Origin of the sequence: Devosia sp. SL43, from assembly GCF_021729885.1 — a bacterium.
GTDB lineage: Bacteria > Pseudomonadota > Alphaproteobacteria > Rhizobiales > Devosiaceae > Devosia.
Map to the genome: position 1 here is coordinate 3,945,109 of NZ_CP063401.1, position 25,855 is coordinate 3,970,963.

A 25,855-nucleotide genomic window follows, 5' to 3' on the forward strand; every position below is an offset into this window, starting at 1 on the left:
GGTTGGGGACTATCCCCTGGTCCCGCAACTCGCCTCGGACAATTCTTGCGCGAAGCGCTGCCGCATCGCCTGATGTGGTGGAATGAGCTTCACCACAGCGAACAGCTTGTTGGACGCCGATTCCACGACCAGCAGCCCTTCCGCTACGTCGAGTTGCTGCTGGGCCAGGAGGCGCGTTTGTGCGGCATTGAATATGCCGAGCTCGAGGATCTGGCCGATGCCGTCCCGATTGGTCGTCGAGTAGATTACAATGCCGGCTTCGTTGTAGAGGGCAACCGACCAGAAGGCGTCGGGCAGCACACCGCTGAGATAAGCAGGCCCACTGGCGAGATCGATGACGCAAAGGCCGTAGATGAGGTCGGGATCAAGGCTCAGCGGATTGGGCTGGCCGGCTTCGACCTGGGGCAGGATGACCATGCGGTTGGCGGCGTCGAAGGCGGCAATGCGCGTCAGGACGGTCTCGTCGGCCAGCCGGGGCAGGGTGAGGATGACGATAATGTGGATGATGCCGCCCAGAACCACGCCACCCAGCAGCCAGAGCAGGAAGCGCGTCATGTGCAGTCACCCCGCAGGATGGCAGGCATGGATTCGTCGCTGGAAAAGCCAGAGAACACGGCGGTGTCGTAGAGTGTTAGCTCAAGAACAAAGGGACCGTCGCCAACCAGTTCGAGCCAGTTGCCAGGCATCAGGCGCGTCCCTACTTTGATATCCACCGAACCATCATTGGCGCGAGCGATGCCGGTAGAGCGAATGGAGGGCTCGGTGTCAGGGGCGGCCAGGTTGACGCCCTGGGCATCCACTGCGACCAAGGTCCAGAGCGTGGCCAGCGGCGTCTTGCCCTCGATGCTGTAGCTGCAATTGCGGGTCAGCGGCTGGCCGTCACTGTCGATAGTCGCGGTAAACTGCAGGCCCTCAGCCTGGCCAAGCTGCAACGAGGCCTCACGGGCAAGATGACCGCGCGTATAGGGATTGGGCGCCGACGCACCCACATCGGGCCAGGCGGTCCAGGGCCCGACCTGGGCGGCGCCAAAGAGGCGACCGTCGGTGAGGGCGTAGTAGCTCAGGCCAAACCCTACCGTCAGCGCCACGGCGATCATCATCAACAGGTAGAAGACGAAGCGCACGGCTCAGTAGCTCTGATCGAGAATCGGCATTGGTGGCAAGGACCTGCGCGAAGTGGCTGGCTAAAGCCTATAGCAAGGGGGTGGAGTGGGCGGAAGGGCGGATCGTTCGTGAACCCCTGTAGGTTACAAGCCCTCTGTCGCCATCGGCACTGCCGCGCGGGCCTCGGTTGTGATGCCGCCGGCATTGAGTGTGGCGTTGAACAGGTCGGCGAGGACGACGAGTTTACGTGCCGCTCCCGGTGTAAGGTTCGGCGGGCGCTCGGCGATGGTTTCCTCGACGGCGGCCGGATCGGTTTCGGCGACGACAGTTTGTTCGGGGACGAAGTCGACGCCGAAGACCGGTAGCACATCGATGTTGGTGTGGGCGTAGGCCATGAACTTCTGCCAGGCCACCGCGGGCAGTGTGCCCCCCGTCAGGTTGTTGGTTGGGTGGTAGTCGTCATTGCCGAACCACACCGCAGCAACATAGTTGCCGGTGAAGCCGCAGAACCAGGCGTCGCGATAGGACGAGGTGGTGCCCGACTTGCCGACAGAGGGTACGCCGGGAATATCGGCGCGGCGCCCGGTGCCACCGGTAACCACGCCGCGCAGCATGGAGTTCATGTTGGCCACGGTGGTTTCGCTGAGCAGTCGCTCCTTGGGCGCAGTGGGGTCGAGTTCATAGACCAGTTCGCCATTGAGCGTCGTCATGCGCGTGATGCCATAGGCAGGCGTCTTGTAGCCGTGGTTGGCGAGGACGGCATAGGACGAGGTCATGTCGAGCACTGACACAGAGGCGACGCCCAGGGCCAGCGAGCGGGTGACGGGGTAGTCGGCAGTGAGACCCATACGGTGGCTGAGCGCCGCAATGGTGTCGCGACCGGTCTTGATCGACAGCGTCACCGGCACCGTATTGAGGGACTGGGCGAAGGCACTGGCCAGCGTGACCGAGCCCTTGTAGCTGCGGCCGTAGTTCTGCGGGCACCAGTCACCGATGCAGACCGGGCGGTCGGTGATAACGTCGGCGGGCGTAAGCCCTAACTGCTCGAACGCCTCGGAATAGACGAAGATTTTGTAGGCTGAGCCCGGTTGGCGGGTAGAGACGATGGCGCGGTTGAATTGGCTCTTGGCATAGTCCATGCCGCCAACCATGGCGCGAACGGCGCCGTTGGTATCGGTGACCACCATGGCGGCCTGCTCGACATCATACTGCTCGGCCCCCTCGCGCACCGTGGAGATGACCGCCTCTTCGGCATATTTCTGCAGCGTATTGTCGATGGTGGTGCGGACCACGAAATTGTTCGAGGCGTGCTGAGTGGCCACAATGATCTTCTTGGATTCCTCGAAGGCCCAGTCGAGGAAGTAGTTGGGCGAATTGGCGTCCTGGATACGATCAATGGCCGAAGCAGGGTGGCGCCGCGCCGCCGTCACTTGGCCTTCGGTCAGGAAACCTGAGGCGACCATATTGGACAAAACCAGATTAGCGCGGCCGCGCGCGGCGGCGAGATCGACATGCGGGGCATAGTTGCCGGGCGCCTTGAACAGGCCAGCCATCATGGCGGCTTCGGCAAGCGAGATGTCCTGCACCTTCTTGCCGAAATAGTAGTCCGCCGCAGCGACGACGCCGAAATTGCCGCCGCCCATATAGGCGCGGTCAAAATAGAGCTTGAGGATGTCGTCCTTGCTATAGTGCCACTCGAGCCAGACGGCGAGGAAGGCCTCGATGATCTTGCGCTCGAGGGTGCGCTCGGAGCTGAGGAACAGGTTTTTGGCCAGCTGCTGGGTGATGGACGAGCCGCCCTGCGTGCTGCGTTCGCCCGAGGCGTTGGTGACGAGCGCGCGCAGGGTGCCGACCACGTCGATGCCGAAATGGTCGTAGAAACGCCGGTCTTCGGTCGCCAGTGTGGCCTTGATCAGGTAGTCCGGCATGTCCGCGAGCGGCACGGAATCGTCCGAGCGGATACCGCGGCGCCCGATCTCAGTGCCAAAACGATCAAGGAAAACAACGGAATAGTTCTCGGCCTCGTTGAACTCGCCGGTCGCCGTCGCGTCGAAGGCGGGGAGGGCCAGGGCCACCATGAGGACGCAGCCGATGGCGAAGAAGGAGAAGCCGTCGGAGATGATTTCGACGAAAAAGCGTTTGATGCCGGTGACGTGGAAGATGGACATGAAGTCCTGGAATCGCGTGTAGCCGCGCCCGAGCCACTGCCAGAACTCGTAGAGCGAGGAATCGAGCCACGCGTCAGCCGCCAGCATGCTGGAGGTCTTTTTGCGTTTCTCTTTGGTATAGAACGGATCCTGCACCAGAAATCCCTCGGTGACGCGTCACGGACTGTTGTCCGTTGGTTGGCGTCAAAGCAACACAATCGCTGGAATATGATTGCACTCGTGCGCCGACAAGAGCAAACCGGCAACAGCCTTACCAGACCTGAGTTAAAATGGCCTTCTGGGACGAAAAAACGCTTGAGGAGATGACCGACGCGGAGTGGGAAGCCCTCTGCGATGGTTGCGGCCGTTGTTGCTTGATCAAACTGGAGGACGAGGATACCGGCATCCTGATCACCTCCGACGTCCGCTGCCGGCTGCTCGATGGCGATAGCTGCGCCTGCACCGATTATCCCGGCCGCCAGGCCAAGGTGCCTGACTGCATCAAGCTGACGCCGCAGAACGTGACCGAGATCAAGTGGATCCCCACCACCTGCGCCTATCGCCGCATCGCTGAGGGCAAGGGGCTGGCCTGGTGGCACCCGCTGATCTCGGGCGACCCGCAGACGGTGATCGATGTGGGCGTGTCGGTAAAGGGTCGGACGTTCGGCGAGGACGAAGTCGAGCCCGATACGTGGGAAGAGCACGCAGTGGACTGGCCCGAATGGGAGCCGCCGGAGCGGCTCTAAACCTTTGTATTTACCCCTGATTAACCATGTTGTGGCCAGATTGGCTGGTGCGCGAGGCACTGTCTAGCCTAGGATGGGCCGCATCATGACCGACACCCTTATCGCCAAAGAGACTGCCGACTCGTTCTGGGCACGCGTTCGCGCGGCGCTGGTCGGGTCGCGACCCGCGCCGAACGATCGGCCGCCCGCCTATGGCCAGGCGGCGATTGCCCGTTCGCTTGGCATGAAGCCGCGGCTGGGCGCACGGATCGAGGAAGAGCTTGTCGCCGGCTGGAATCACGCCGCGGCTCGGCGGGTATCGATGAGCCTGCTGGTGGTCGAGATCGACCGGATGGCAGATTATTTTGCCGCCTATGGCAAGGCCGATACCGACGACTGTGTTCTGGCAGTGATGCGGGCAGTGACCGACAAGCTGCCGCGGCCGGGCGATACCTGCCTGCGACTGGGGCGCGCCACCTTTGTGATCGTGCTGTCCGATCTGCCGATGCTGATGGCCCGCGCCTGCGCGACCAAGATCGCCGATGCGGTGCGCGAACTGAACCTGCCGCACAAGGAAAGTCATGCCGGCATCGTGACCGTGAGTACCGGTCTGGCGGTGGGCAACCCGCAGGGCGGCTATGACAAGAAGTTCTTCGAAACGGCGGCCGAAGCGCTGAAGAAGGCGCAGCGCAAGGGGCTGGGCCGGATCGAGGCAGTGGACCTGCGTCCGGCGCAGGAGCGCAAGCGGAAGGCGGCTTGAACGGTGCCACGCCTCGTGGTTCGAGGTTCGCAAGGGCTCGCACCTCACCATGAGGGCTACTGTGAGCTCAATGCACCATCAGCCCTCATGGTGAGGTGCGCTTCTTCAGCGCCTCGAACCACGAGGGCGTGGCACTATTTGCGCTTCGGCCTGCTCGCCAAATCGGGCAGCCCCTCATAGTCGCCCCTGATCAAGGCTTCCTTCTTCCGCCGAGACCATTTCTTGACCTGTTGTTCGCGCGCGAATGCGTCGATGAGACGCTCGTAGTATTCGGTGTGGACCAATGTCACTGGCGTGCGCGTCGAGGTGTAACCTTCGACCACCCGCTCGTTGTGTTCCCATGTGCGCTGATCCGGCTCCTTCTGGGTCGAACCCACATAGTAGGAGCCGTCTGAAGACAGCGGATGTAGACGTAGGCGTGCATGGCCGGAGTATGGCGCAGGTCACACCATTGTGCCACGCCCTCGTGGTTCGAGGCTCGCGAAGAGCTCGCACCTCACCATGAGGGCTGTTGTTAGTGCTTTGTATCAGTAGCCCTCATGGTGAGGCGGGAGCCCTTGCGACCCTCGAACCACGAGGGCGTGGCACAACAGCCGTGGCTTGCCACTCCGCCCATCACCCATTATGAGAGCCGTCCCTTTGGCGCCCGGCGCCGGCTTCCCCATGGATGATTGGTATGACCCTCGCTTGCGGCCTCGACTTCGGCACGTCCAATTCGACCATGGGGCGCGTCGGTGCGGATGGGATTCCGCAATTGCTGGCGCTCGAGGATGGCAAGCAGACCATTCCCAGCGTACTGTTCTTTGGCTTCGAGGATGATGCGATCCATTTTGGCCGCGAGGCGGTGGCCGAGTATGTGACAGGTGCCGACGGGCGGCTGATGCGGTCGCTCAAGAGCGTGCTGGGCACGGCGCTGATCGGCGACAGCACGCGGGTGCGGGCGCGCAGCTATGGGTTTATCGAGATCCTGGGCATCTTCATTGCCGAGGTGAAGCGCAGGGCCGAGGCGGAGCTGGGTGAGGCGGTGGACACGGTGGTCTGCGGGCGGCCGGTGCATTTCGTCGATGACGATCCGGTGGCCGATGCCGAGGCGCAGAAGCAGCTCGAAGGCGCGGTGCGGGCGCAGGGCTTTGCCCATGTCGACTTCCAGTTCGAGCCGATCGCGGCGGCGCTCGACTACGAGCGGCAAGTCAATTCGGAGCGGCTGGCGTTGATCGTCGACCTGGGCGGCGGTACGTCGGACTTTTCGGTGATCCGGGTTTCGCCCGAACGGGCAAAGGCGGTGGACCGGGGCGGCGATATCCTGTCGACGGCGGGCGTGCATGTCGGCGGCACCGATTTCGACCGGCTGCTCTCGATGACCAAGGTGATGCCGGAGCTGGGGCTGGGCACCATGACGCGCGACGGCAAGCGGCACCTGCCGGTGGCGCCATACTATGATCTGTCGACCTGGCACCGGATCAACCGGCTCTACAACGCCCAGGCCTTGCGCGACCTGCGCGGCACCATGCGGGAAGCGCGGGCGCCCGAGCGGGTGGACATGATGATCGAGCTGATCGAGGATCGGTTGGGGCACCGGCTGGTCGGCGCGGTCGAGGCGGCCAAGATCGAACTCTCCGATGCCGACGCGACGGCCTTCGCCTTTCCGGTGCGCGACCGGCTGGTCGAAACCGAGATTGATATCGGTGACCTGACACGGGCGCTGGCGGCATCGGTGCAGCGCATCGAGGACACGATCGCCGAAACGCTGAAGCGGGCCGGGGTCGATATCGGCTCCATCGACAGCCTGATCCTGACCGGCGGCTCGACCCAGGTGCCTGCGATTGCCGGGCGGTTGAGGGCGCTGTTTCCGGAGGCGGAACTGGTGCGCACGGACGTGCTGGGAAGCGTGGGCCTTGGTCTGGCGATGGATGCTAAGCGGAAGTTTGGCTGAGGCTGGAGGCCAAACGAACCGGTGAACCCCAAGTGAACCGGCGGTTTCCGGAGGTTCAGGCCGGAAATGGCAAACCCTTGATCAACATCCATTGCGTCGCCAGGCGACGTGTACCCCTTGTTGAGGAGACATCATGAGCTTGACCAAAACCATCATGGCAGTCGCAATGACCGCGTTCATTGCTGCCCCGGCATTCGCCCAGGACCTGACCCCAGTCGGCACCTGGCAGACCACCACCGGCGAGTCGCGCTACACCGTGAGCTATTGCGGCGACGGCACCGAACTCTGCGCCAAGCTGACCTGGTTGCGCGACGACGCCAAGACACCGGAAAACCTGGCCTTGCTCAACAAGTATGTCGTGCGGCACGCCAAGCCGACCGCCGAGAACAAATGGCGTGGTACGGTGAGCTACGAGGGCCAGTCGGTCAACGGTTCGGTTACGCTGGTCAGCGATGACTTCATGTCGCTGTCTGGCTGTCAGTTGATCGCTTGCCGCAAGGTGGAGTTCGTGCGGCTTTAGTTTGTGGCCGACTGCCAGACGTATGAACCCCGTTGCCCGGCGCAGCGGGGTTTTTCGTTGGCGACGGTCCGAGAGAAGCAGCGACTTATCCATCTTATCCCCGCGTCACGGTGATCGGCTATAGTTCAGGCATGGTCGGAAAAGTGGGTGAGGCGGAAGCCACACCCGGCAGCGGCGGAACTTCATGGACAGGCAAGAACGAGGCGACACCCGTGACTGGGCGAGTATCCGGCACGCTTATGAAAATGGCGACGGGACGATCAAGCAAATCTGCGAACGCTTCGGCGTCACCAAGGGATCGCTGGAACATCGTCAGCGGGTGGATCGGTGGATCCCGCGACTGACGACCAATGCGAACAACCAGTCGGTGCTGCTGGCCCGCCTGTTTGCTGTGCTCGAAGCGCAGGTGACCAAGCTGTCCAACACCAAGGGCGAGACACTGGGCGACAAGGAGGCCAACCAATTGAGCGAGATGATCAAGAACTTCGACAAGCTGAGCACGATCGAGGCAGCCGACACCAGCAAGGGTGGTCCGGCGCAGAAGAAAGACATGCGCGACCTGCGCGACAAGCTGGCCAAGCGAATTGCCCAGTTCAAGCGCCGTTGAGGTCGACGCCGAGTCGCGGGCCGAAGTGGCGGCCATGCTGGACGAGGCGGTCGAGACGAAATTCTACGATTGGCGCCACTGGTCATACTCACAGCAACGAGAGCCCGCAGGCGACTGGACAACCTGGCTGTTTATGGGTGGTCGGGGCTGTGGCAAGACAAGGACGGGCGCCGAGTGGGTGCGCCAGCTGGCTAACGATCGGGTATCGCCGATTGCGCTGGTTGGCGAGACGATGAATGAGGCACTGGCCATCATGGTGCGCGGGGAGAGCGGTATTTTCGCCGTTTGCCCCGAGGAGGAACGGCCAAAGCTGCGCGGGCACCAGCTGATCTGGAAGAACGGCGTCGAGGCGACGCTGATGTCGGCGTCCGATCCCGACCGGTTTCGCGGACCACAATTTGCCGCCGCATGGTGTGATGAAGTGGCCAAATGGCCAGATGCGGAGGCGGCGTGGGACCAACTGCAGTTCGGGCTTCGGCTGGGGGACAGGCCAAGGCAGCTGGCCACGACGACACCCCGGCCGATTGCCTTGCTGCGACGCCTGCTGGCCGACCCGAAGACGGTCACCAGCCACATGAAGACCAATGACAACCACGCCCATCTGGCGCCGGACTTTATGGAGGCGGTGGTTGGGCGCTATCGCGGGTCGATCCTGGGGCGGCAGGAGCTGGATGGCGAGCTGATCGAGGATATGCCCGGGGCGCTGTGGCAGCGCGGGATGTTCCGGCGGTTCGAGGGTGGCGAGATCAGGCGCATTCTGGTGGCGGTCGATCCGCCGGTAACGGGGCATGAGCGCTCCGATGCCTGCGGGATTATCGTGGCCGGGCGCGTTGGCGACGGGGCGGTGGTGCTGGAGGATCGGACGGTGAGACAAGTTGCGCCGCTCGATTGGGCGCGGCGGGCGGTGGCGGCCTATGAGGCGCATGGCGCAGACGCCATCGTGGTCGAGGTGAACCAGGGCGGCGATCTGGTGCAGGCGCTGATTGCGCAGGTCGATGGCAAAGTGCCGGTGCGGCCGGTGCGGGCGAACCGGGGCAAGTGGCTGCGGGCGGAACCGGTGGCGGCGCTCTATGGGCGCGGGCTGGTGCGCCATGTGGATGGGCTGACCGAGCTGGAGGACGAGATGTGTGCGTTTGGGATGGACGGGCGCAGTGATGGGCATTCGCCGGACCGGGTGGATGCGCTGGTGTGGGCGGTGACCGAATTGCTGTTGAATGAGAGTGAGCCGCGGGTGCGGAGGCTGTAAGGCGCTGGGCGCGCAGTCGATACCCTCCCCACCCGGGTCGCGCCTTGGCGCGCCCGAGTGCAAGCTCTTGTGGGGAGGGATCAAGGGTGGGGGATTCCACGCACCGGACCTGCGGCGAGATACCCCCTTCCTGCTCGATTCAACGGACTTAGCGAAGGGCTAAGTCCTATCTCGCTTCCCTCCCCACAAGGGGGAGGGTGGACGACTGAGAGGCCGGTTCAGGCCAGAGGATCAAGAACATGCCGAACTGGATCAGCCGCCTGATGGGTGGCGGAACGAACACGCCTGCGGAACAGAAATCCTCGGGGCATACGCTGCTGAGCCTGAGCCAGCTGGGGGCGGCGAACTGGAGCAATCGGGGGTTTGTCAGCCTCTGCAACCAGGGCTTTGCGCGCAACCCGGTGGTGTATCGCTGTGTGCGGTTGATCGCCGAGGCGGCCAATCGCGTGCCGCTGGTGGTGAGCGAGAACGGGCGCCGGGTGGATGAGCATCCGCTGGCGGCGTTGTTGGCGCGGCCCAATGGGCGGCAATCGGGCGGGGAAATGCTCGAGGCGGTCTATGCCTATCTGCAGACGGCGGGGAATGCCTATCTGCAGGCGGGGATGGTCGATGGCGAGGTGCGCGGGCTGTTTTGCCTCAGGCCAGACCGCATGAAGGTGGTGGCCGGGGCCGATGGCTGGCCCATGGCCTATGACTATACGGCCGGGGGCCGGACGGTGCGGTTGCGGCAGGACGAGGCTGTGCCTTCAGTGCTGCATATGGCGCTGTTTCATCCGCTCGACGATCACTACGGCATGGCGCCGCTTGAAGCCGCGCAGACCAGCCTCGATATCCACAATGCCGCCGGGCAATGGAACAAGGCGCTGCTCGACAATGCGGCGCGGCCATCGGGGGCGCTGGTCTATTCGGCCGGCGGCGGCAACCTGACCGAGGAGCAGTTTGAGCGGCTGAAGCTGGAGCTCGAGGCGAACTTTTCCGGGGCGGGCAATGCCGGGCGGCCGATGGTGCTCGAGGGCGGGCTCGACTGGAAGGCGATGGCGCTCAGCCCGCGCGACATGGATTTCATCGAGGCCAAGCATGCCGCGGCGCGCGATATCGCGCTGGCCTTCGGCGTGCCCCCGATGCTGCTCGGCATACCGGGCGACAATACCTACGCCAACCTGGCCGAGGCCAACCGGGCCCTGTGGCGGCAGACGCTGATCCCGCTGGTGGTGCGGGTGGCGGATGACCTGAGCAATTGGCTGTCGCCGGCGTTTGGCGGGGCGACGGTGGCGCCGGACTTCGATGGGGTGGAGGCGCTGGCGGAGGACCGCGCGGCGCTGTGGTCGCGGGTGGGCGGCGCGGAGTTTCTGAGCGACGCGGAGAAGCGGGCGATGTTGGGGATTTAGGAGGTTTGACCATGGACGACCTGACCAAGACCGTCATCGAGCGGGGGGATCTGGCGCATCTGGCGCTGTTCCTCTGGGCATCCGGCGCCAGCGCTCTGCTGGTGTGGTCCCTGCGGGAGATGGCGAAGGTGAATCAACACTTCAACGACTTCGTGCAGGAGATTGCGTCTCTGAATCGGCTTTTCAGGAAGGATGACTAAACCCATGGCCAACAAGCAGAATCGGGAGAATGCGCAGCAGACGTTCCGGCAGTTTGCCTGGAACCTGGCGGGGACGCTGGCCAAGGACAAGCCGGCCGTGCCCAAGCCGGGCAAGCGCTGATGGTGGGCATTCCCATCGACGGCGAAGGGCGGTTTTCGGGTTATGCCAGCGTGTTCAACCGGGTCGATGGCGGTGGCGACATCGTCATGCCGGGGGCGTTTGCCAAGAGCCTCGGCAAGCGCAAGGATCGGATCCGGCTGTTGTTCCAGCATGACCCCAAGGAGCCGGTCGGCACCTGGGACGCCATCGGCGAGGACAGCTATGGGCTGTTCGTGGCCGGGCGGCTGGTGCCCGATGTGCCGCGGGCCGATGCGCTCAGGCGACTGATAGCGAATGGGGCGCTCGACGGGCTGTCGATCGGCTTCCGTACCGTCAAGGCGACCCGCGAGGGCGGGCATCGCAAGCTGTGGCAGGTCGACCTGTTCGAGGTGTCGATCGTGACCTTTCCCATGATGGAGGACGCGCGCATTGCGCCCTCCGGCTATTCGACCGGCGCCGCCATTGCGGCCGCCACCCAAACCATCCGCAACCGATAGGGACACCTAAATGGATATGACCAGTGACGGCCTTGAAACCAAGGCCGGCGCGGGGAGCGATATTGGCTCGCTCTTCGCCGAATTCTCGATGGCGTTCGAGGAATTCAAGCGCACCAATGACCAGCGCCTGGGCGAGCTGGAAAAGCGCGGCTCGGCCGATGGGCTGCTCGAGGGCAAGCTCGATCGGCTGAACGCGGTGCTGGACGGGCAGAAGGCGGCGATGGACCGCGCGCTGGTGGAGCGGGCCCGCCCACAGCTCGATGGCAAGGCTCGCCAGGCGGGCGGCGAATACAAGGAAGCGTTCTCGTCCTATGTGAAGCGCGGCGAGGAGAAGGCGCTGTCGGTGGGCGTGGCTGCCGATGGTGGCTATGTGGTGCCGGCAGAGACCGAGACGGAAATCACAAGGCTGATGACGGCGGTGTCACCGATCCGCGCTATTGCGGGTGTCCGGCAGGTTTCGAGCTCGGTGTATAAGCGTCCGATCTCGGTATCCGGACCGGCGACGGGCTGGGTGGGGGAGACGGCGGCGCGTCCGACCACCAACTCGCAGACGCTGGCGGAGCTCAGCTATCCGACCACCGAGCTCTATGCCATGCCGGCGGCGACCTCCGCCTTTCTCGACGATGCGGCGGTGGATGTCGGCCAGTGGATTGCCGACGAGGTCAATGCGGCGTTTGCCGCGCAGGAGACCACGGCCTTCGTCAATGGCGACGGCACCAACAAGCCCAACGGGTTTCTCGCGGCGACCACGGTGGCCGAGACCAGCTGGAGCTGGGGCAATCTGGGCTATATCCCGACCGGCGTGGCCGGTGCGCTGCCGGCGAGCAATGCCAGCGACGTGCTGATCGACCTGGTCTACGCGCTCAAGGCCGGTTACCGGCAGAATGCGTCCTGGGTGATGAACCGCAAGGTTCAGGGCGCCCTGCGCAAGCTCAAGGATGCCGACGGCAACTATCTGTGGCAGCCGGCGCTGTCGGCCGACGGCAAGGCCCGGTTCATGGGCTTTGACCTGGTCGAAGCGGAGGACATGCCCAATATCGCGGCGAACTCGCTGTCGATCGCGTTTGGTGACTTCAAGCGCGGGTATCTGATCGTCGATCGCCAGGGCGTGAGCGTGCTGCGCGACCCGTTCAGCAGCAAACCGTATGTGCTGTTCTATACGACGAAGCGCGTGGGCGGCGGGATTGCTGATTATGACGCGATCAAGCTGCTGAAGTTCGCGGTGAGCTGAGCTAGCAGTCGACTCCCTCCCCCATGCGGGGAGGGTTAGGGTGGGGGGTGGGTTGGCCCGGATATTCGGGCTCTCGTCCCCCCACCCAGCTACGCTACGGCCCTGCGGGCCTAGCTTCGCTACCCTCCCCGCAAGGGGGAGGGATGCCGACTGATAAGTCGGTGCTCGAACATCAAAAGGCAAAAACATGACTTCATACCTTCTCGCGGGGCCCGCGGAGGAGCCGGTTTCGCTTGGCGAGGCCAAGGCGTTTCTGAAGGTCGACGATAGTGCCGAGGATGCTCTCATCACCACGCTGATCGGCGCGGCGCGGATGCATGTCGAGGGCGTGACGGGGCGGGCGCTGCTGGCGCAGAGCTGGCGGGTGGTGCTCGACGAATGGCCGGACAATCGTGTGGTCAGGTTGCCGGTGACGCCCTTCATGGCGGTGACTGAAATCAATGCCTATGACGCTGAGGGCGCCGCGCATGAGGTGCCGCTGGCGCAGTTCATGAGCGAGCCGGATCGGCTGCTGCTGCCGACCACTGTCGCCGGGATGCCTTTGCTGCGGGAGCGGCAGGGGATCGAGATCGATTATGTGGCCGGGTTCGGAACCGAGCCGGAGGACGTGCCATCAGACATCCGCCAGGCTTTGCTGGTGTTGGTTGGCTACTGGCACGAGCATCGCGATGCGGTGATCGTGGCCGGGTCCGGGGCGGTCGTGCCTTCCGGTTTCGAGCGGCTGGTGGCGCCGCACAAAAGGGTGCGGCTGTGAGCGAGCGGGCCCCGCCCTTGGGCACGCTGACCGATCGAGTGCAGCTCAAGCGGCGCGAAATGACCGAGGAAACCGAGGGCGGCCATGTGACGCTGTTCGTTCCGGTGACGAGCCTGTGGGCGCGGGTGCGGTCGCTGACCGGGCGGCAGGGGACCAGTGCCGATGGACGCGCGGTGGAGATTTCCCATGCGGTGGTGCTGAGGTTTCGCAATGACGTGAAGCCGGGCGATCGCATCGTTTATCGCGGGCGGGCGCTCGATGTGGTGAGCGCGGCCGACCTCAACGGGCGGCGGGCGTATCTCAGCTGCGCCTGCAGCGAAACCAGTTTTACGGGGTAGGCGATGCATCCGATCAGCCTGTTGCAGGGGGCGCTGGTGACGGCGCTCAGGGCCGATGCGGTTTTGGTGGCGATCACCGGGGCGAATGGGATTTTCGATGCGGCACCGACGGGACGGGCACCGCCCTGCGTGGTGGTGGCGCGGCACGATGTGCTGTCGCGCGATGGCGATGAGGCGCCGGGGCACGAGCATCGGCTGTTGCTGCATTGCTGGGGTGATCAGCCGAGCCGGAAACGGGCGCTGGATATGGCGGAGCGCGTGGTGGCTGTGGCGATGGCGTTCTCAGCAGCCGGGATCACCGTGACGCATCGCGAGCATGTGCGGACGGATACGGTGATCGACGGCGATACGGGGCAGGCGCGGGCTGCGGTGGTGCTGCGGTTTTTGAGCGAGGCTTAGCCGGCGTTCAGCGTTTGCTGCCCCACCCCCTCCCAGCCTCCCCCATCAAGGGGGAGGTGCCACTCCACTCATTTGGCACGATCTGACCACGGCCACCGGCCAGCACCTCCCCCTTGATGGGGGAGGCTGGGAGGGGGTGATGGTTAGGCACTGACACAAGGATCATCACATGGCCGCTCAGAGCGGGAAGAATATGCTGCTCAAGCTCGACCAGACCGGGTCGGGGAGCTTTCTCACCGTGGCGGGTTTGCGAACGCGGGCATTGGCGTTCAATGCCTCGACCGTGGACACCACCGACCAGGAAAGCACCGGGCGCTGGCGCGAATTGCTGGCGGGCGGCGGGGTGAAGCGGGCTTCGGTATCCGGGGCTGGCGTGTTCAAGGACGGCAGTTCGGATGCGCAGGTGCGGTCGCTGTTCTTTGGCGGGACGATCCGCAACTGGCAGCTGATCATCCCCGATTTTGGCACGGTGGAGGGGCCGTTCCAGATCGTGGCGCTGGAATTTGCGGCCGATCATGCCGGTGAAGTGACGTTCGACCTGGCGCTGGAAAGCGCGGGCGAGATGACGTTCACGGCGATCTGATTTTCCACGGTGTCATCCCGGCGCAGGCCGGGATCCAGGGTCCGAATGTCTCCCCTAACTCGGTGTTTGCGGGGGCGGACGGACATGGATTCCGGCCTTCGCCGGAATGACCGGGTGGGTGAACAAGCAAAAAGAGGACTTTCATGGCCATTACGCAACGAGGCGAAATCGACGCTGTTATTGGCGGAGAGACCCGCACGCTTTGCCTGACGCTGGGGGCGTTGGCGGAGCTGGAGACGCGGTTGCAGGCGGGGGATCTCGTCGGGCTGGCCGAGCGGTTTTCCGCCGGACGGGTTTCGGCACGGGATTTGACGGCGATCCTGGGGGCCGGGTTGCGCGGGGGCGGCAATGTGTTGACCGACGACGACCTGGCGCGGCTGTCGATAGAAGGCGGGCTCAAGGGGGCGGCAGAGATTGCGGCGCGGCTGCTCAAGGCGACGTTTGGAGAAGTGGCATGACACCGTTTCCCTGGGACGCGGCAATGCAGTTCGGGCTGGGCGTGCTGCGGCTGCCGCCGCGTGACTTCTGGCGCATGACGCCGCGCGAGCTGGCTTCGGCCTGGGGCGCGGTGATGGGCGATCGTGGTGGGCCGCTGCGACGGCAGGAACTCGATGGATTGATGGAGCGCTTTCCCGATGGCCGGTGATTTCTTCCCCGATAGTTTCGGCGACGAGCTGAGCAGTGTGACGCTCGAACTCGAGCGCATACAGGATCTGGCTGACGGCGTGGCCCGCTCGATCAGCGCGGCGTTTCGCGGGGCGCTGCTCGACGGCAAGTCGTTCAAATCGGTGCTGGGCGATATTGCGCGCAGCTTTGCCGATATCGCGCTCAAGGCCGCGATCAAGCCGTTTGGCGACATGATTGGCGGGCTGGTGGGCAATCTGTTTGCCGGAACCAATCCGGCGCTCGGCACTGTGACACCGTTCGCCAAGGGCGGGGTGATCGCGACGCCGAGCTTTTTTCCAATGGGCAACGGGCTGGGCCTGGCGGGGGAAGCAGGTCCGGAGGCGATCATGCCTCTGGCCCGAGGCTCTGACGGTCGGCTTGGTGTGGCCGGCGGTGGTGGCGCGGTCAATGTGACGTTCAACGTGACGGCGAGCGATGCAAGGAGCTTTGCGGCGAGCGAAGCGGAACTGAGCGCGATGCTGTTGCGGGCGGTGAAGCGTGGGGCGCGGGGGAGTTAGGTCCTCCAGCGTCAGCCACACACTCGATCGTCACCCTCGGGCCTGACCCGAGGGCACTGTACTTAACGGACGCTCAGCCAGTGAAGAGCCCTCGGGTCAAGCCCGAGGGTGACGATCTGTGGTGGTTGCAGGCGAGCGCTCATCTCAACGACTGGGGAGAATTGTCATGGCCTTTCACGCAGTGCGCTTTCCGCTCGATGTCGCGCTGGGTGCGCGGGGTGGGCCGGAGCGCAGGACCGATGTGGTGCAGCTGGCCGGTGGTGGTGAGCAGCGAAATGGGCGGTGGCAGCATTCGCGGCGGCGCTACAATGCTGGCTATGGCGTCAAGTCGCGGGCCGATATGGCCGCGGTGCTGGCGTTTTTCGAGGAGCGGCGCGGGCGGCTGCATGGCTTCCTGTGGCGCGATGGGCTGGATTTCTCCAGCAATGGCGGCACGCCGACGCCAACAGACCAGGCGATCGGGACGGGGACCGGCAGCCAGACCAGCTTCCAGCTGACCAAGACCTATGGCGCGAGCTTCGATCCCTATCTGCGGCCGATCACCAGGCCTGTGGCGGGCTCGGTGCGCATCGCGGTGGCGGGCTCAGAGCTGATGAGCGGCTGGACGGTCGATGTCGCCACCGGCGTTGTCGGCTTTTCGGTGGCGCCAGCCGACGGGGCGGCGGTGACGGCGGGCTTTCTGTTCGACGTGCCGGTGCGGTTCGATACCGATCGGCTCGATGTGGAACTGACCAGCTTTGACGGGGCCGAGGCCCCCAGTATTCCACTGGTGGAGATCTTGCCATGAGAACTCTCGGTAGCGGCTTTGCTGCGCATATCGCGCAGGGCGAAACGACTTTGTGTCATTGCTGGAAGCTGGTGCGTGGCGATGGCGTGGTGCTGGGCTTTACCGATCATGATCGGGCGCTGAGCTTTGGCGGCACGAGCTTTGTGCCGGCGCATGGGCTGGATGGCGGCGAGGTGCCGGCGCGGCTGGGACCGCAGGTGACGACCAGCGAAGTGCTGGGCGTAATCCATGCCGACGCCATCACCGAGGACGATATTCTGCTCGGGCGCTATGACGGTGCACTGGTCGACACGTGGCGGGTCAACTGGAACAATGTCGGCCAAAGGCTGCTGCTGCGAACCGATACGATCGGCGAGATCGTGCGCGAGGATGGCGTGTTCCGGGCGGAGCTGCGCTCGCCGCAACAGGGGCTCAATGCTACGCATGGGCGGATCTACCAGGGCCTGTGCGATGCGGCACTGGGCGATGTCAGGTGTGGCATCGATCTTGATGACCCGGCTTATACCGGGTTTGCGACGGTCACCGCGATCGACGATCCTTACCGGGTCGTGGTGTCCGGCCTTGGTGGCTTTGGCGAGGGCTGGTTCTCCTTTGGTGGGGCACGCTGGACCGATGGTCGGCGGAATGGGCTGCGCGACGGGGTGATGACCCACGGCCGGCATGGCGCGTCCGATGTGCTGGGCTTCGGGGTCAAGGTCGGCGATTGGGTCGTGGTGGGCGATACGCTCGCGGTGACGGCCGGTTGCGACCGGCGCTTTGCCACCTGCCAGGCCAAGTTCGCCAATGGCGTCAACTTTCGCGGCTTTCCGCACATCCCCGGCAGCGACTTCGTGATGCGCGCGCCGCGCCGTGACGATGCACTGGATGGCCAGGCGGTGGTGCGGTGAGCGTCGAACGGATCGTCGCGGCGGCTCGGGAGTTTCTCGGCACGCCTTATCGGCATCAGGCGGCGACACTGGGCGCCGGCTGCGATTGCCTGGGGCTGCTGCGTGGGGTGTGGCGCGCGCTCTATGGGTGCGAGCCGATGGTGGTGCCGCCCTACCGCGCCGACATGCGCGATCCGCTCAATGCCGGGGCGTTGCGGCTGGCGGCCGAGCGCTTGCTGGTGGCCGAGACGGGGCCGCTGGCGTCGGGGCAGGTGCTGCTGTTCCAGCTGGCTGCGGGCGAGCCCAAGCATTGCGGCATCCTGGTGGCGCCGACGCGATTTATCCACGCGCAGGAGCGGCTGGGCGTGGTCGAGGCGAATTTGACCGAGGCCTGGGTGCGACGGGTGAGCGCCAGGTTCCGGTTTCCTGACATCGAGGACTAATTCATGGCCACTCTTGCGCTTTCGCTTGCCGGACAGTTTGCCGGGGGGCTGATCGGTGGTCCGTTCGGGGCCACGCTTGGCCGGGCGCTCGGGGCGCTGGCGGGCAATGCGCTCGACAGCATGCTGTTTGGCGAAAGCACGGAAACGGCCATCGGCGATATCCGGCTGCAGGGGTCGAGTGAAGGCGGGGCCGTGCCGCGGCTTTATGGCTGGAACCGGCTATCGGGCAATATCATCTGGGCACGGGACCTCGAACTGCTGGGCGGTGAAGATGCCGGTGCCAAGGGCTTTGGCGGCGAGGGCGATGACGAGGTCGGCGCCAGCTTCGCAGTCGCCTTCTGCGAGGGCGAGGTACATCGGCTGGGGCGCATCTGGGCCGATGGGCAGCTGCTCGACACCGATGGGCTGACGCTGCGCTTCTATCGCGGCACCGAGGATCAGTTGCCGGACGGGCTGATCGAGGCGACCCAGGGCGCCGCGCCGGCCTATCGCGGGCTGTGCTATCTGGTGGTGGAGCAGCTGCCGCTGAGCCGGTTCGGTAACCGCATCCCGCATCTGTCGGTGGAACTGTGTCGGGTGGTGGGCGATCTCGAGCCCAATATCCGTGCGGTGACGGTGATCCCCGGCGCGACGGAGTTTGGCTACGATCCCGTACCGCGCGTGCGCATCACCGGGCCGGGTTCGACGACCGGCGAGAATACGCATGTGTCGGAGAAGGTCAGCGACTGGACCTATTCGATCGACGAGCTGGTCGATCTCTGCCCCAACCTCAGCCATGTGTCGCTGGTGCTGGCCTGGTTCGGCACCGATCTGCGTTGCGCCAACTGCGCCATCGAACCACGCGTCGAGGCGGCGAGTCGCGAGACGCTCGACGTGGCGTGGAGCGTCGCGGGGCTGGGGCGCGGCGATGTGACGGTGGTGTCGTCGCATCTGGGCTCGGCATCCTATGGCGGTACGCCCTCGGATGCCTCGGTGCTGGCGGCGATTGCCGATCTCAAGGCGCGTGGCATCGGCGTGACGCTCTATCCGATGGCGATGATGGACGTTCCGGCAGGAAACAGCCTGCCCAATCCCTATGGCGGGACCGGGCAGGGCGCCTATGTGTGGCGCGGGCGGATAACCTGCCACCCGGCGCCGGGGCAGGCCGGATCGCCGGACCAGACGGCGACGGCGGCGGCGCAGGTGGCGACGTTTGTGGCGGCCTATCGGCCGATGATCCTGCACTATGCCGGGCTTGCTGCAGCGGCTGGCGGCGTGGACACGCTGATCATCGGCTCGGAAATGCGCGGGATGACATCCGTGCGCGGGGCGGGGAACAGCTTTCCGTTTGTCGATGCGCTGGTGACGCTGGCAGCCGATGTGCGGGCGATCGTCGGGCCATCGACCAAGCTGACCTATGCGGCGGACTGGAGTGAGTATTCGGGCTACCAGCCGCCGGGCGAAAAATTCTTTCACCTCGATCCGCTCTGGGCCTCGTCCAATATCGATGCTGTTGGCATCGACAATTATATGCCGCTGGCCGATTGGCGCGACGGCACCGGGCATCTGGATGCGGCGCAGTCGGCCACTGGCCACGACCTGTCGTATCTGCTGGCCAATATGGCGGGCGGGGAAGGCTATGACTGGTATTATGCCAGCGATGCCGACCGGTTGGCGCAGGTGCGGACGCCCATCACCGATGGCGCCTATGGCGAGCCATGGGTGTTCCGCTACAAGGACATCCGCAACTGGTGGAGCCAGGCGCACCACAACCGACCGGGTGGCGTACGCAGCGGTTCGCCGACGGCCTGGGTGCCGGGTAGCAAGCCGATCTGGATGACCGAGCTTGGTTCCGGGGCGGTCGACAAGGGCGCCAACCAGCCCAACATCTTTGGCGACGAGAAGAGCGTCGAGAGCGGGCGTCCATATTTTTCGAGCGGGTTGCCCGATCCGTTGATGCAGCGGCAGTTGCTGCGGGCGCATCAGGCGTGGTGGCGCGATCCGGCCAACAATCCGGCCGGCATGCTCGACGTGGCGCGCATCTATCTCTGGACCTGGGATGCGCGGCCCTATCCGGCCTTTCCGGCCATGCTCGACGTCTGGGCCGACGGCACCAATCACCGCACGGGGCACTGGCTGACCGGACGGTTGGGCAGCATGGCCAGCGATGAACTGGCCACGGCGATTGCCGCAGAACACGGCGTGGCGCTGTCGGCGGACGCGGCTTTGCCGTTCATCGCGGGCTACACACTTGGCACGGCAACGACGGCGCGCGATGCGTTGGAGCCGGTGCTGGTGGTGAGCGGACTGAGTTTGCGCCATGGCGCCGACGGTATGCATCTTGGCGCCGCCGGGCACCTGCCGGTGACCACGCTGCAAGCCGACGAACTGGCGCAGGGTGAGGGGGTGACGCTGTCGCGCCGGCGCGGAGACCCGGCCGAAACGCCGGGGCGGTTGGCGCTGAGTTATATCGATCGCGAGCGCGACTATCTGACCGGAACGGTGACGGCGTTGGTGCGGGCCGATGGTCCAGTGACCGGCGAGGCGCTCAATCTTGTGCTCGATGGCGCTGCGGCCCGACTGGCGGCCGAGAGGATGCTCGATGGGCGAAGTGGTCAGCGCGAAACGCTGGAGCTGGAGCTGCCACCGTCGGCGCTGGCGCTGGAGCCGGGCGATCTCATCGATATCGTCGACCTGGTCGAAGGGCCATTCGAAATCTCGGAGATCCGCGATGGCGGGACCCGGCGCCTAACCGCCCGTACGGTACCAACGCCGATGGCCATCGCGACCGGCGGTAATCGGGTGATGAGCGGCGGTGGCAGTTTTGCGCGGTCGTTGCCGATGGTGACAGTTGCGCATCTGCCGGCTTTGCCCGCTGACCCGGGTCGGTCGCGGCTGGTCGCGGCGGGGCATGCAGTGCCCTGGCCGGGCGGGTTGCAGATCGTTGATGACACGACGGGGGCGGCGGTTCTCGCGTTGAACCGGCGGGGGCTGATCGGCACTGTCGCGACGGCGTTTCCGGTTGGTCCCACCGCAGTCTGGGACTTGGCAAGCACCGTGGAGGTGACGCTGCTCGCGGGCCACCTGGCATCGGCGGAGACGCTGGCAGTGTTGGCGGGCAGCAACCGGATTGCCATCGAGACTGATGCCGGGCCATGGGAGGTTGTCGGATTTGCCGAAGCCACGCTGGTTTCGGCGGGCCGCTACCGCCTGGCCGGATTGCTGCGTGGACTGGATGGTACGGGGCCGGCCATGGGGCCGGTATCGGTCGGACGCCGCGTGCTGGTGCTGGACGGGCGTGTGGGCAGCCTGCCGGTGGAGGCGGGCCTGCTCGGGGACACCAGGGCATTCCGCGTCTATGCCGGCCGGGGTGACATCGTAGGCACGACCTTGTCGGTCGGCACCAACGTGGCACCGGCCCTGCCGCTGCCGCCTGTGCATCTACGGGCGAGCCGAGATGCGGCGGGCGACATCGCCCTGCGCTGGGTTCGCCGCAGCCGCGCCGATGGCGATGGCTGGGGCAATGCCGATAGCCCGCTGGAGCACGTGCCCGAGCGCTACCGCGTGATCATCTACAATGGGGTCACAGCAGTGCGCACGCTCGATTGCTATGTCGCCAGCGCGGCCTATTCCAGCGCCGAGCAGATCGCCGATTTCGGTGCGCCGCCATCTACTTTCACCTTCACCGTCGCGCAGCTGAGCCCGGTGCTCGGCGCGGGGCATGCTGCATCGGGAGCGTTCAATGGCTAGGTCAAGGTTCGATGTCTGCCTCGACGAGGTGCTGCGCCATGAGGGCGGCTATGCCGACCATCCGAGCGATCCCGGCGGCGCCACCAATCTGGGCATTACGCGCCAGACGCTGGCCAGCTGGCGCAAGGTGTCGCCGTGGTGGGCGCTGGAAAAGGCAGAAGTGCGCGGGCTCAAGCGAGACGAGGCGGCGCAGATCTATCGGGCCAACTATTGGGATCGGTCCGGGGCAGGGCACTTGCCGCCGGGTCTCGATCTGGCGCTGTTCGACTTCGCCGTCAATTCCGGCCCCGATCGCGCCGTGCGCATCCTGCAGGCCGAGTTGGCGGTTGCGACGGATGGGCGCGTCGGTCCGCTGACGCTCGACGCGATCAAGACGCGCATCGCCCTCAAAGGTGCGGCCGGGTTGATCGACGCCTTCTGCGGCCGAAGGCTGAGCTTCCTCAGCCAGCTCTCGACCTATGCCGTCTTCGGCAAGGGCTGGTCCGCGCGCGTCGCGGCCATCCGCAAGGCGGCCTTGGCCGCCGCAACCACGACCTCAACCAAACCAAATACCTGGAGCACGACCATGGACCGTTTCAACGGCTACAAGACCTACATCACCGCCGCCCTCATGCTGCTGGCAGGCCTCGCGCAGGTGCTGGGCGTCGATCTGCCGGCGCTGGACAGCGGCTCGGCCGGACACCTGATCATGGAAGCGCTGGCGGTGATCTTTCTGCGCAAGGGGCTGAAGGCGGATTTGGCGCGGGGGTAGGGCGCTCTTGCCATCGCGTGCTGTGTGGCCGATATCTTGATTGTCGTCGGCAGCACATATCGAGGAGCGCATGGCCAAACGAATGTTCAATGTCACCGCGCACTGGGATGATGAGGCGCAGGTGTTCTATTCCGACAGCGACATCGTCGGACTGCACATCGAGGCCGCCACGATCGAAGAGTTCGAGGTGGTCATGATGGATGTGGCACCGGGCTTGGTGGTTGCAAATCATCTGACCAAGGAGGAACTGCAGTCGACGGCGCCGGAGGATTTGATTCCGGCGATCCTTTGGCAGCGCCCCACCGGCAGGGCCGCTTGACTTGGTTGACGGCTACTACACGGGCGTAATCCGAGAACTAAAATCTCTTGGCTATGGGCATGTGACGAACGCAAAGGGCTCCCACGAGAAGTGGGCGAACCAAACTGGCAAGACGCTGATCGTGCCACGAAACTTGAAGAGCAGGCATACCGCCAACGCCATTCTGCGGGATGCGGGCAGCACCCAAAAATTCTGAGAGTTTGACGTCTCCGCCCTATTCATGTCCCATTCAGCAACTTCGCCCTAAGTTGCGGTCATGAAAACCTCAATCTCCAAATTGCTTGCCCCGATCGCTGTCGCGCTGGCCCTTGGCCTGGCCGGTACGGGCATGGCCAATGCGCAGGCGTGCCTGGACAATCGTCAGATCCAGGAGATGGTCGCGTCCGGGCAAATCATGTCGCTGGCCGATGTCCTTGCTTCGGCGGGCATAGACGGCAACTCCGAAATCCTCAATGTTCAGGTCTGTGACCAGGGTGGACTTGTCTATATTATTGGTCTGCTGACTCCCTCCGGGGAAGCACAGAATCTGGTATTGAGCGCTCAGTAACGAGCAAAGGTCTTGGGGGACCGGCGATGCGTGTTCTAGTTGTCGAAGACGATACCAATCTCAACCGCCAGCTCAAGGAAGCGCTGACCGAAGCGGGTTATGCCGTGGACGTGGCGTTTGACGGCGAGGAAGGCCACTTCCTCGGCGACACCGAGCCCTATGATGCCATCGTGCTCGATATCGGCCTGCCGCAGATGGATGGGCTTTCGGTGCTCGAAGAGTGGCGACGCGCTGGCAAGACCACGCCGGTGCTGCTGCTGACGGCGCGCGATCGCTGGAGCGACAAGGTGCAGGGCATTGATGCCGGCGCCGACGACTATGTCGCCAAGCCATTCCATATGGAGGAAGTGTTGGCCCGTATCCGCGCCCTGGTGCGGCGTGCGGCCGGGCTCGCTTCCAACGAGATCGTCGCCGGTTCAGTGCGTCTCGATGCGCGCTCGGGCAAGGTGACGGTTGGCGGTCAGTCGGTGAAGCTCACCAGCCACGAATTGCGTCTGCTGAGCTACCTGATGCACCACAAGGGCAAGGTGATTTCGCGCACCGAGCTGACCGAGCATCTCTATGACCAGGACTTCGACCGCGACAGCAACACGATCGAAGTGTTTGTCGGTCGCCTGCGCAAGAAGCTGCCCGACGATTGCATCCAGACCGTGCGTGGCCTGGGCTACCAGATCGCCGAGGACTGATCATTTCGCCGCTAGGAAACGTCCTGCGTTCGGGGGAATGACGCGGTGGTTGCCGAGACGACATCGCCAGCAGCAGGATCGCGCCGCAAGGGCTCGATCGCGGCGTCTCTGTTCTGGCTTTCCGCTGGATGGCTGATCGTTGCGCTGGTGGCCACTGGCTTCCTGCTGACGGACCTCTACTCCCGCGCGCTCGATACGTCTCTGTCAGAAACGCTCGACTTCCATGTCGAAAGCCTGGTCGGAACTTTGCTCGAAGCGGGCGATCCGCTGAGTGAGGACATCGGGTTGACCGATCCGCGCTTTGGCCGGCCGCGCTCGGGTTGGTACTGGGCCATCCGCGACGCGGATGGCGTGCTCTACAATCTCTCGACATCGGTTGTCGGCATCGACATGCCGGTGCTGATGGGCCCTGCCGACGCGAGCGGCCGCCGCTCCGCCATCATGGACGATGCCTTCGGCACGCGTATGCGGGTGGTCGAGCGGACCGTGACACTGGCGCCCAAGTCCTACCAGATCGTGGTGACGGGCAATCTTAGCGAAATTCTCGAACTGGTGGACGATTTCCGTGGCCAGGCCTTCATCGTGCTGGGCGCGGTGGGTGTGATGCTGGCCATCATGAGCTTCATCGTCGCCCGAATCGCCATGCGGCCGATCGACAAGCTGAGCGCCGCCATCGAAAGCGTGCGCGAGGGCGAAAGCGTCGCCGTCACCGGCACCTATCCGCGAGAGATCGCGCCGCTGGCCGAGGAGGTCAACGAGCTGCTACGCTCCAACGCCCAGATCATCGAGCGGGCGCGCAACCAGGTGGGCAATCTGGCGCATGGTTTGAAAACGCCGATCGCCGTGCTGCGCAACGAGGCGGCGGCCAAGAAAGGTGCTCTGGCGGACGTGGTCCTCGCCGAGAGCGAGAAGATGAGCACCATGGTGTCCACCTATCTCGAGCGGGCCCGGCTGGCGGCCCGCACATCGGTGGTGGGCAAGAAGTCCGACGCCACCATGATCATGCTGCGGCTGACGCGGGTGATGCGTAAGATCCATCCCAATGTCACCGTGGCGTTCCAGCGGCCCGATGCATCCCTGCCTTGGTTCCGTGGAGACGAGGCGGACTTGGAGGAAATGGCCGGCAATCTGCTCGACAATGCCTGCAAGTGGTCCAAGGGTCAGGTGGGCGTTCGGCTGGACGCCGAACGCGGCGACACGGGCACGATGCTGCTTATCCGCATCGACGACAATGGCCCCGGGCTGAGCGAAGACGATGCGCAAAAAGTGTTGCGCCGCGGTGTCAGGCTGGACGAGAAAACGCCGGGGACCGGGCTGGGGCTCGATATTGTCAAGGAATTGGTAGATGTGTACGGCGGCAATCTGGCGCTGAAACGCTCGGCTTTGGGCGGGCTTCTGGTGGAAATCCGCCTGCCAACAGCGCGCCTGGGCGGGATATCGAAGCCGGCCTCCGCCTGACGCACTTTCGCCGCATTGCGCCAACATGAGCCATACAACGCATACAAGAGATTCAAAGACATGAACCGTTACGCCATTCTCGCCACGCCGCTCCTCGCGCTGACCCTGGCTGCCTGTGCCAGCACGGGTCCGACCCAGGTGGCCACGGCGCCGGTGGTGGCGCCGCCGGTCATGCAGCAGCCGCTGGTAGCGACATCGGCCCAGACGACGCAGCAGGCGCTGTTGACCACCAGCGTCGCCAATGGCTTCGTCGATGCCGGTGCGCTGGCGCTGATGACGGCCAACGATTCTGCGCAGGCCAACAGCGCCCAGTTCTATGCCTTGCAGTTCGGCCGTCCCGGTGCTCCGCGTGCCTGGACCGGCGACAAGGGCACCAGCGGCTCGGTTGCCGTTGGCCCCTATGTCAAGGTCAACCAGATCGACTGCCGCGACTTCACCCACACGGTCAAGATCGGCGGCAAGGACTACGTCAAGAAGGGCACGGCCTGCCGCGAGCAGAACGGCAACTGGGCCGTTGAAGCCGGCGCCGCATAAGGCGTCACAGCGGTTCCCA

General features: G+C 64.8%; 31 protein-coding genes. 27 read left to right on the forward strand and 4 right to left on the reverse strand.

Going from position 1 to position 25,855, the window contains the following annotated elements; translation table 11 throughout:
• Positions 1-9: 9 nt before the first annotated feature.
• From IM737_RS19265 to IM737_RS19275, 3 genes are all read right to left on the reverse strand, one after another.
• Positions 10-555, reverse strand: a complete 546-nt coding sequence (locus IM737_RS19265; protein ID WP_236896847.1) for a DUF1254 domain-containing protein — start codon at positions 553-555, stop codon at positions 10-12.
• The gene (locus tag IM737_RS19270; RefSeq protein WP_236896850.1) at positions 552-1,124 is read right to left on the reverse strand and encodes a DUF1214 domain-containing protein; all 573 of its coding nucleotides are present in this window, start codon (positions 1,122-1,124) and stop codon (positions 552-554) included. Before IM737_RS19270 ends, IM737_RS19265 begins: the two co-directional genes overlap by 4 nt.
• 123 nt (positions 1,125-1,247) lie before the next feature.
• Positions 1,248-3,359, reverse strand: coding sequence for a transglycosylase domain-containing protein (locus tag IM737_RS19275; protein WP_236896852.1), 2,112 nt, complete (start codon positions 3,357-3,359; stop codon positions 1,248-1,250).
• A gap of 182 nt (positions 3,360-3,541) precedes the next feature.
• On the opposite strand from IM737_RS19275, the gene IM737_RS19280 reads away from it, so the two are divergent.
• Both IM737_RS19280 and IM737_RS19285 read left to right on the forward strand, forming a co-directional pair.
• On the forward strand, positions 3,542-3,997 hold the full coding sequence (locus IM737_RS19280) for a YcgN family cysteine cluster protein (RefSeq protein ID WP_236896854.1): 456 nt from the start codon (positions 3,542-3,544) through the stop codon (positions 3,995-3,997).
• An 85-nt stretch (positions 3,998-4,082) separates the two neighbouring features.
• The gene (locus tag IM737_RS19285) at positions 4,083-4,736 is read left to right on the forward strand and encodes a diguanylate cyclase domain-containing protein (RefSeq protein WP_236896858.1); all 654 of its coding nucleotides are present in this window, start codon (positions 4,083-4,085) and stop codon (positions 4,734-4,736) included.
• A 134-nt stretch (positions 4,737-4,870) separates the two neighbouring features.
• Here IM737_RS19285 and IM737_RS19290 read toward each other — a convergent pair whose 3' ends face one another.
• A complete protein-coding gene (locus tag IM737_RS19290) occupies positions 4,871-5,137 on the reverse strand; it encodes a GIY-YIG nuclease family protein (RefSeq protein WP_442874221.1) in 267 nt (88 codons plus the stop codon).
• A gap of 275 nt (positions 5,138-5,412) precedes the next feature.
• Between IM737_RS19290 and IM737_RS19295 the strand changes: the two genes are divergently transcribed.
• From IM737_RS19295 to IM737_RS19415, 25 genes are all read left to right on the forward strand, one after another.
• The gene (locus IM737_RS19295) at positions 5,413-6,669 is read left to right on the forward strand and encodes an Hsp70 family protein (RefSeq protein ID WP_236896862.1); all 1,257 of its coding nucleotides are present in this window, start codon (positions 5,413-5,415) and stop codon (positions 6,667-6,669) included.
• A gap of 133 nt (positions 6,670-6,802) precedes the next feature.
• Positions 6,803-7,189: a DUF2147 domain-containing protein gene (locus IM737_RS19300; protein ID WP_236896865.1), complete on the forward strand. Its 387-nt coding sequence runs from the start codon at positions 6,803-6,805 to the stop codon at positions 7,187-7,189.
• A 184-nt stretch (positions 7,190-7,373) separates the two neighbouring features.
• Positions 7,374-7,796, forward strand: a complete 423-nt coding sequence (locus tag IM737_RS19305; protein WP_236896866.1) for a hypothetical protein — start codon at positions 7,374-7,376, stop codon at positions 7,794-7,796.
• Positions 7,797-7,830: 34 nt separating this feature from the next.
• Positions 7,831-9,042, forward strand: a complete 1,212-nt coding sequence (locus IM737_RS19310; protein ID WP_442874222.1) for a DNA-packaging protein — start codon at positions 7,831-7,833, stop codon at positions 9,040-9,042.
• A 239-nt stretch (positions 9,043-9,281) separates the two neighbouring features.
• Positions 9,282-10,430 (forward strand): phage portal protein, encoded by a 1,149-nt coding sequence (locus tag IM737_RS19315; RefSeq protein WP_236896871.1) that lies wholly within the window; start codon positions 9,282-9,284, stop codon positions 10,428-10,430.
• Between the two features lie 11 nt (positions 10,431-10,441).
• On the forward strand, positions 10,442-10,630 hold the full coding sequence (locus IM737_RS19320) for a hypothetical protein (protein WP_056227361.1): 189 nt from the start codon (positions 10,442-10,444) through the stop codon (positions 10,628-10,630).
• 120 nt (positions 10,631-10,750) lie between these two features.
• Positions 10,751-11,227, forward strand: a complete 477-nt coding sequence (locus IM737_RS19325) for an HK97 family phage prohead protease (RefSeq protein ID WP_236896873.1) — start codon at positions 10,751-10,753, stop codon at positions 11,225-11,227.
• A gap of 10 nt (positions 11,228-11,237) precedes the next feature.
• The gene (locus IM737_RS19330) at positions 11,238-12,458 is read left to right on the forward strand and encodes a phage major capsid protein (RefSeq protein WP_236896875.1); all 1,221 of its coding nucleotides are present in this window, start codon (positions 11,238-11,240) and stop codon (positions 12,456-12,458) included.
• A 187-nt stretch (positions 12,459-12,645) separates the two neighbouring features.
• On the forward strand, positions 12,646-13,212 hold the full coding sequence (locus IM737_RS19335; protein ID WP_236896877.1) for a head-tail connector protein: 567 nt from the start codon (positions 12,646-12,648) through the stop codon (positions 13,210-13,212).
• Entirely contained in the window at positions 13,209-13,550 is a 342-nt protein-coding gene (locus IM737_RS19340) for a phage head closure protein (RefSeq protein ID WP_236896879.1), read from the forward strand. The genes IM737_RS19335 and IM737_RS19340 overlap by 4 nt, the downstream gene beginning before the upstream one ends.
• A 3-nt stretch (positions 13,551-13,553) precedes the next feature.
• Positions 13,554-13,949 (forward strand): DUF3168 domain-containing protein, encoded by a 396-nt coding sequence (locus tag IM737_RS19345; RefSeq protein WP_236896881.1) that lies wholly within the window; start codon positions 13,554-13,556, stop codon positions 13,947-13,949.
• A gap of 169 nt (positions 13,950-14,118) precedes the next feature.
• Positions 14,119-14,532, forward strand: a complete 414-nt coding sequence (locus tag IM737_RS19350; RefSeq protein WP_236896884.1) for a phage major tail protein, TP901-1 family — start codon at positions 14,119-14,121, stop codon at positions 14,530-14,532.
• 143 nt (positions 14,533-14,675) lie between these two features.
• Positions 14,676-14,990: a gene transfer agent family protein gene (locus IM737_RS19355; protein WP_236896886.1), complete on the forward strand. Its 315-nt coding sequence runs from the start codon at positions 14,676-14,678 to the stop codon at positions 14,988-14,990.
• Positions 14,987-15,178 (forward strand): rcc01693 family protein, encoded by a 192-nt coding sequence (locus IM737_RS19360; RefSeq protein WP_236896888.1) that lies wholly within the window; start codon positions 14,987-14,989, stop codon positions 15,176-15,178. The genes IM737_RS19355 and IM737_RS19360 overlap by 4 nt, the downstream gene beginning before the upstream one ends.
• Positions 15,168-15,716, forward strand: coding sequence for a phage tail tape measure protein (locus IM737_RS19365; RefSeq protein ID WP_236896890.1), 549 nt, complete (start codon positions 15,168-15,170; stop codon positions 15,714-15,716). The genes IM737_RS19360 and IM737_RS19365 overlap by 11 nt, the downstream gene beginning before the upstream one ends.
• A gap of 166 nt (positions 15,717-15,882) precedes the next feature.
• Positions 15,883-16,503, forward strand: a complete 621-nt coding sequence (locus IM737_RS19370) for a DUF2460 domain-containing protein (protein WP_236896892.1) — start codon at positions 15,883-15,885, stop codon at positions 16,501-16,503.
• Positions 16,500-17,390, forward strand: a complete 891-nt coding sequence (locus IM737_RS19375) for a DUF2163 domain-containing protein (protein WP_236896894.1) — start codon at positions 16,500-16,502, stop codon at positions 17,388-17,390. Before IM737_RS19370 ends, IM737_RS19375 begins: the two co-directional genes overlap by 4 nt.
• Entirely contained in the window at positions 17,387-17,812 is a 426-nt protein-coding gene (locus IM737_RS19380) for an NlpC/P60 family protein (RefSeq protein ID WP_236896896.1), read from the forward strand. The genes IM737_RS19375 and IM737_RS19380 overlap by 4 nt, the downstream gene beginning before the upstream one ends.
• 3 nt (positions 17,813-17,815) lie before the next feature.
• Positions 17,816-21,541 carry a baseplate multidomain protein megatron gene (locus tag IM737_RS19385; protein ID WP_236896898.1) on the forward strand — a complete coding sequence of 1,242 codons (3,726 nt, stop codon included), beginning with the start codon at positions 17,816-17,818 and terminating at the stop codon, positions 21,539-21,541.
• Positions 21,534-22,292, forward strand: a complete 759-nt coding sequence (locus IM737_RS19390) for a glycoside hydrolase family 108 protein (protein ID WP_236896900.1) — start codon at positions 21,534-21,536, stop codon at positions 22,290-22,292. The genes IM737_RS19385 and IM737_RS19390 overlap by 8 nt, the downstream gene beginning before the upstream one ends.
• 70 nt (positions 22,293-22,362) lie before the next feature.
• Positions 22,363-22,611 carry a DUF1902 domain-containing protein gene (locus IM737_RS19395; protein WP_236896902.1) on the forward strand — a complete coding sequence of 83 codons (249 nt, stop codon included), beginning with the start codon at positions 22,363-22,365 and terminating at the stop codon, positions 22,609-22,611.
• 256 nt (positions 22,612-22,867) lie between these two features.
• On the forward strand, positions 22,868-23,158 hold the full coding sequence (locus IM737_RS19400; protein ID WP_236896903.1) for a hypothetical protein: 291 nt from the start codon (positions 22,868-22,870) through the stop codon (positions 23,156-23,158).
• A 26-nt stretch (positions 23,159-23,184) separates the two neighbouring features.
• Positions 23,185-23,844 (forward strand): response regulator transcription factor, encoded by a 660-nt coding sequence (locus IM737_RS19405; RefSeq protein ID WP_236896904.1) that lies wholly within the window; start codon positions 23,185-23,187, stop codon positions 23,842-23,844.
• 45 nt (positions 23,845-23,889) lie between these two features.
• A complete protein-coding gene (locus tag IM737_RS19410) occupies positions 23,890-25,302 on the forward strand; it encodes an ATP-binding protein (RefSeq protein WP_236896906.1) in 1,413 nt (470 codons plus the stop codon).
• 60 nt (positions 25,303-25,362) lie between these two features.
• Positions 25,363-25,836, forward strand: a complete 474-nt coding sequence (locus IM737_RS19415; RefSeq protein ID WP_236896907.1) for a hypothetical protein — start codon at positions 25,363-25,365, stop codon at positions 25,834-25,836.
• The last annotated feature ends 19 nt before the right edge of the window (positions 25,837-25,855 follow it).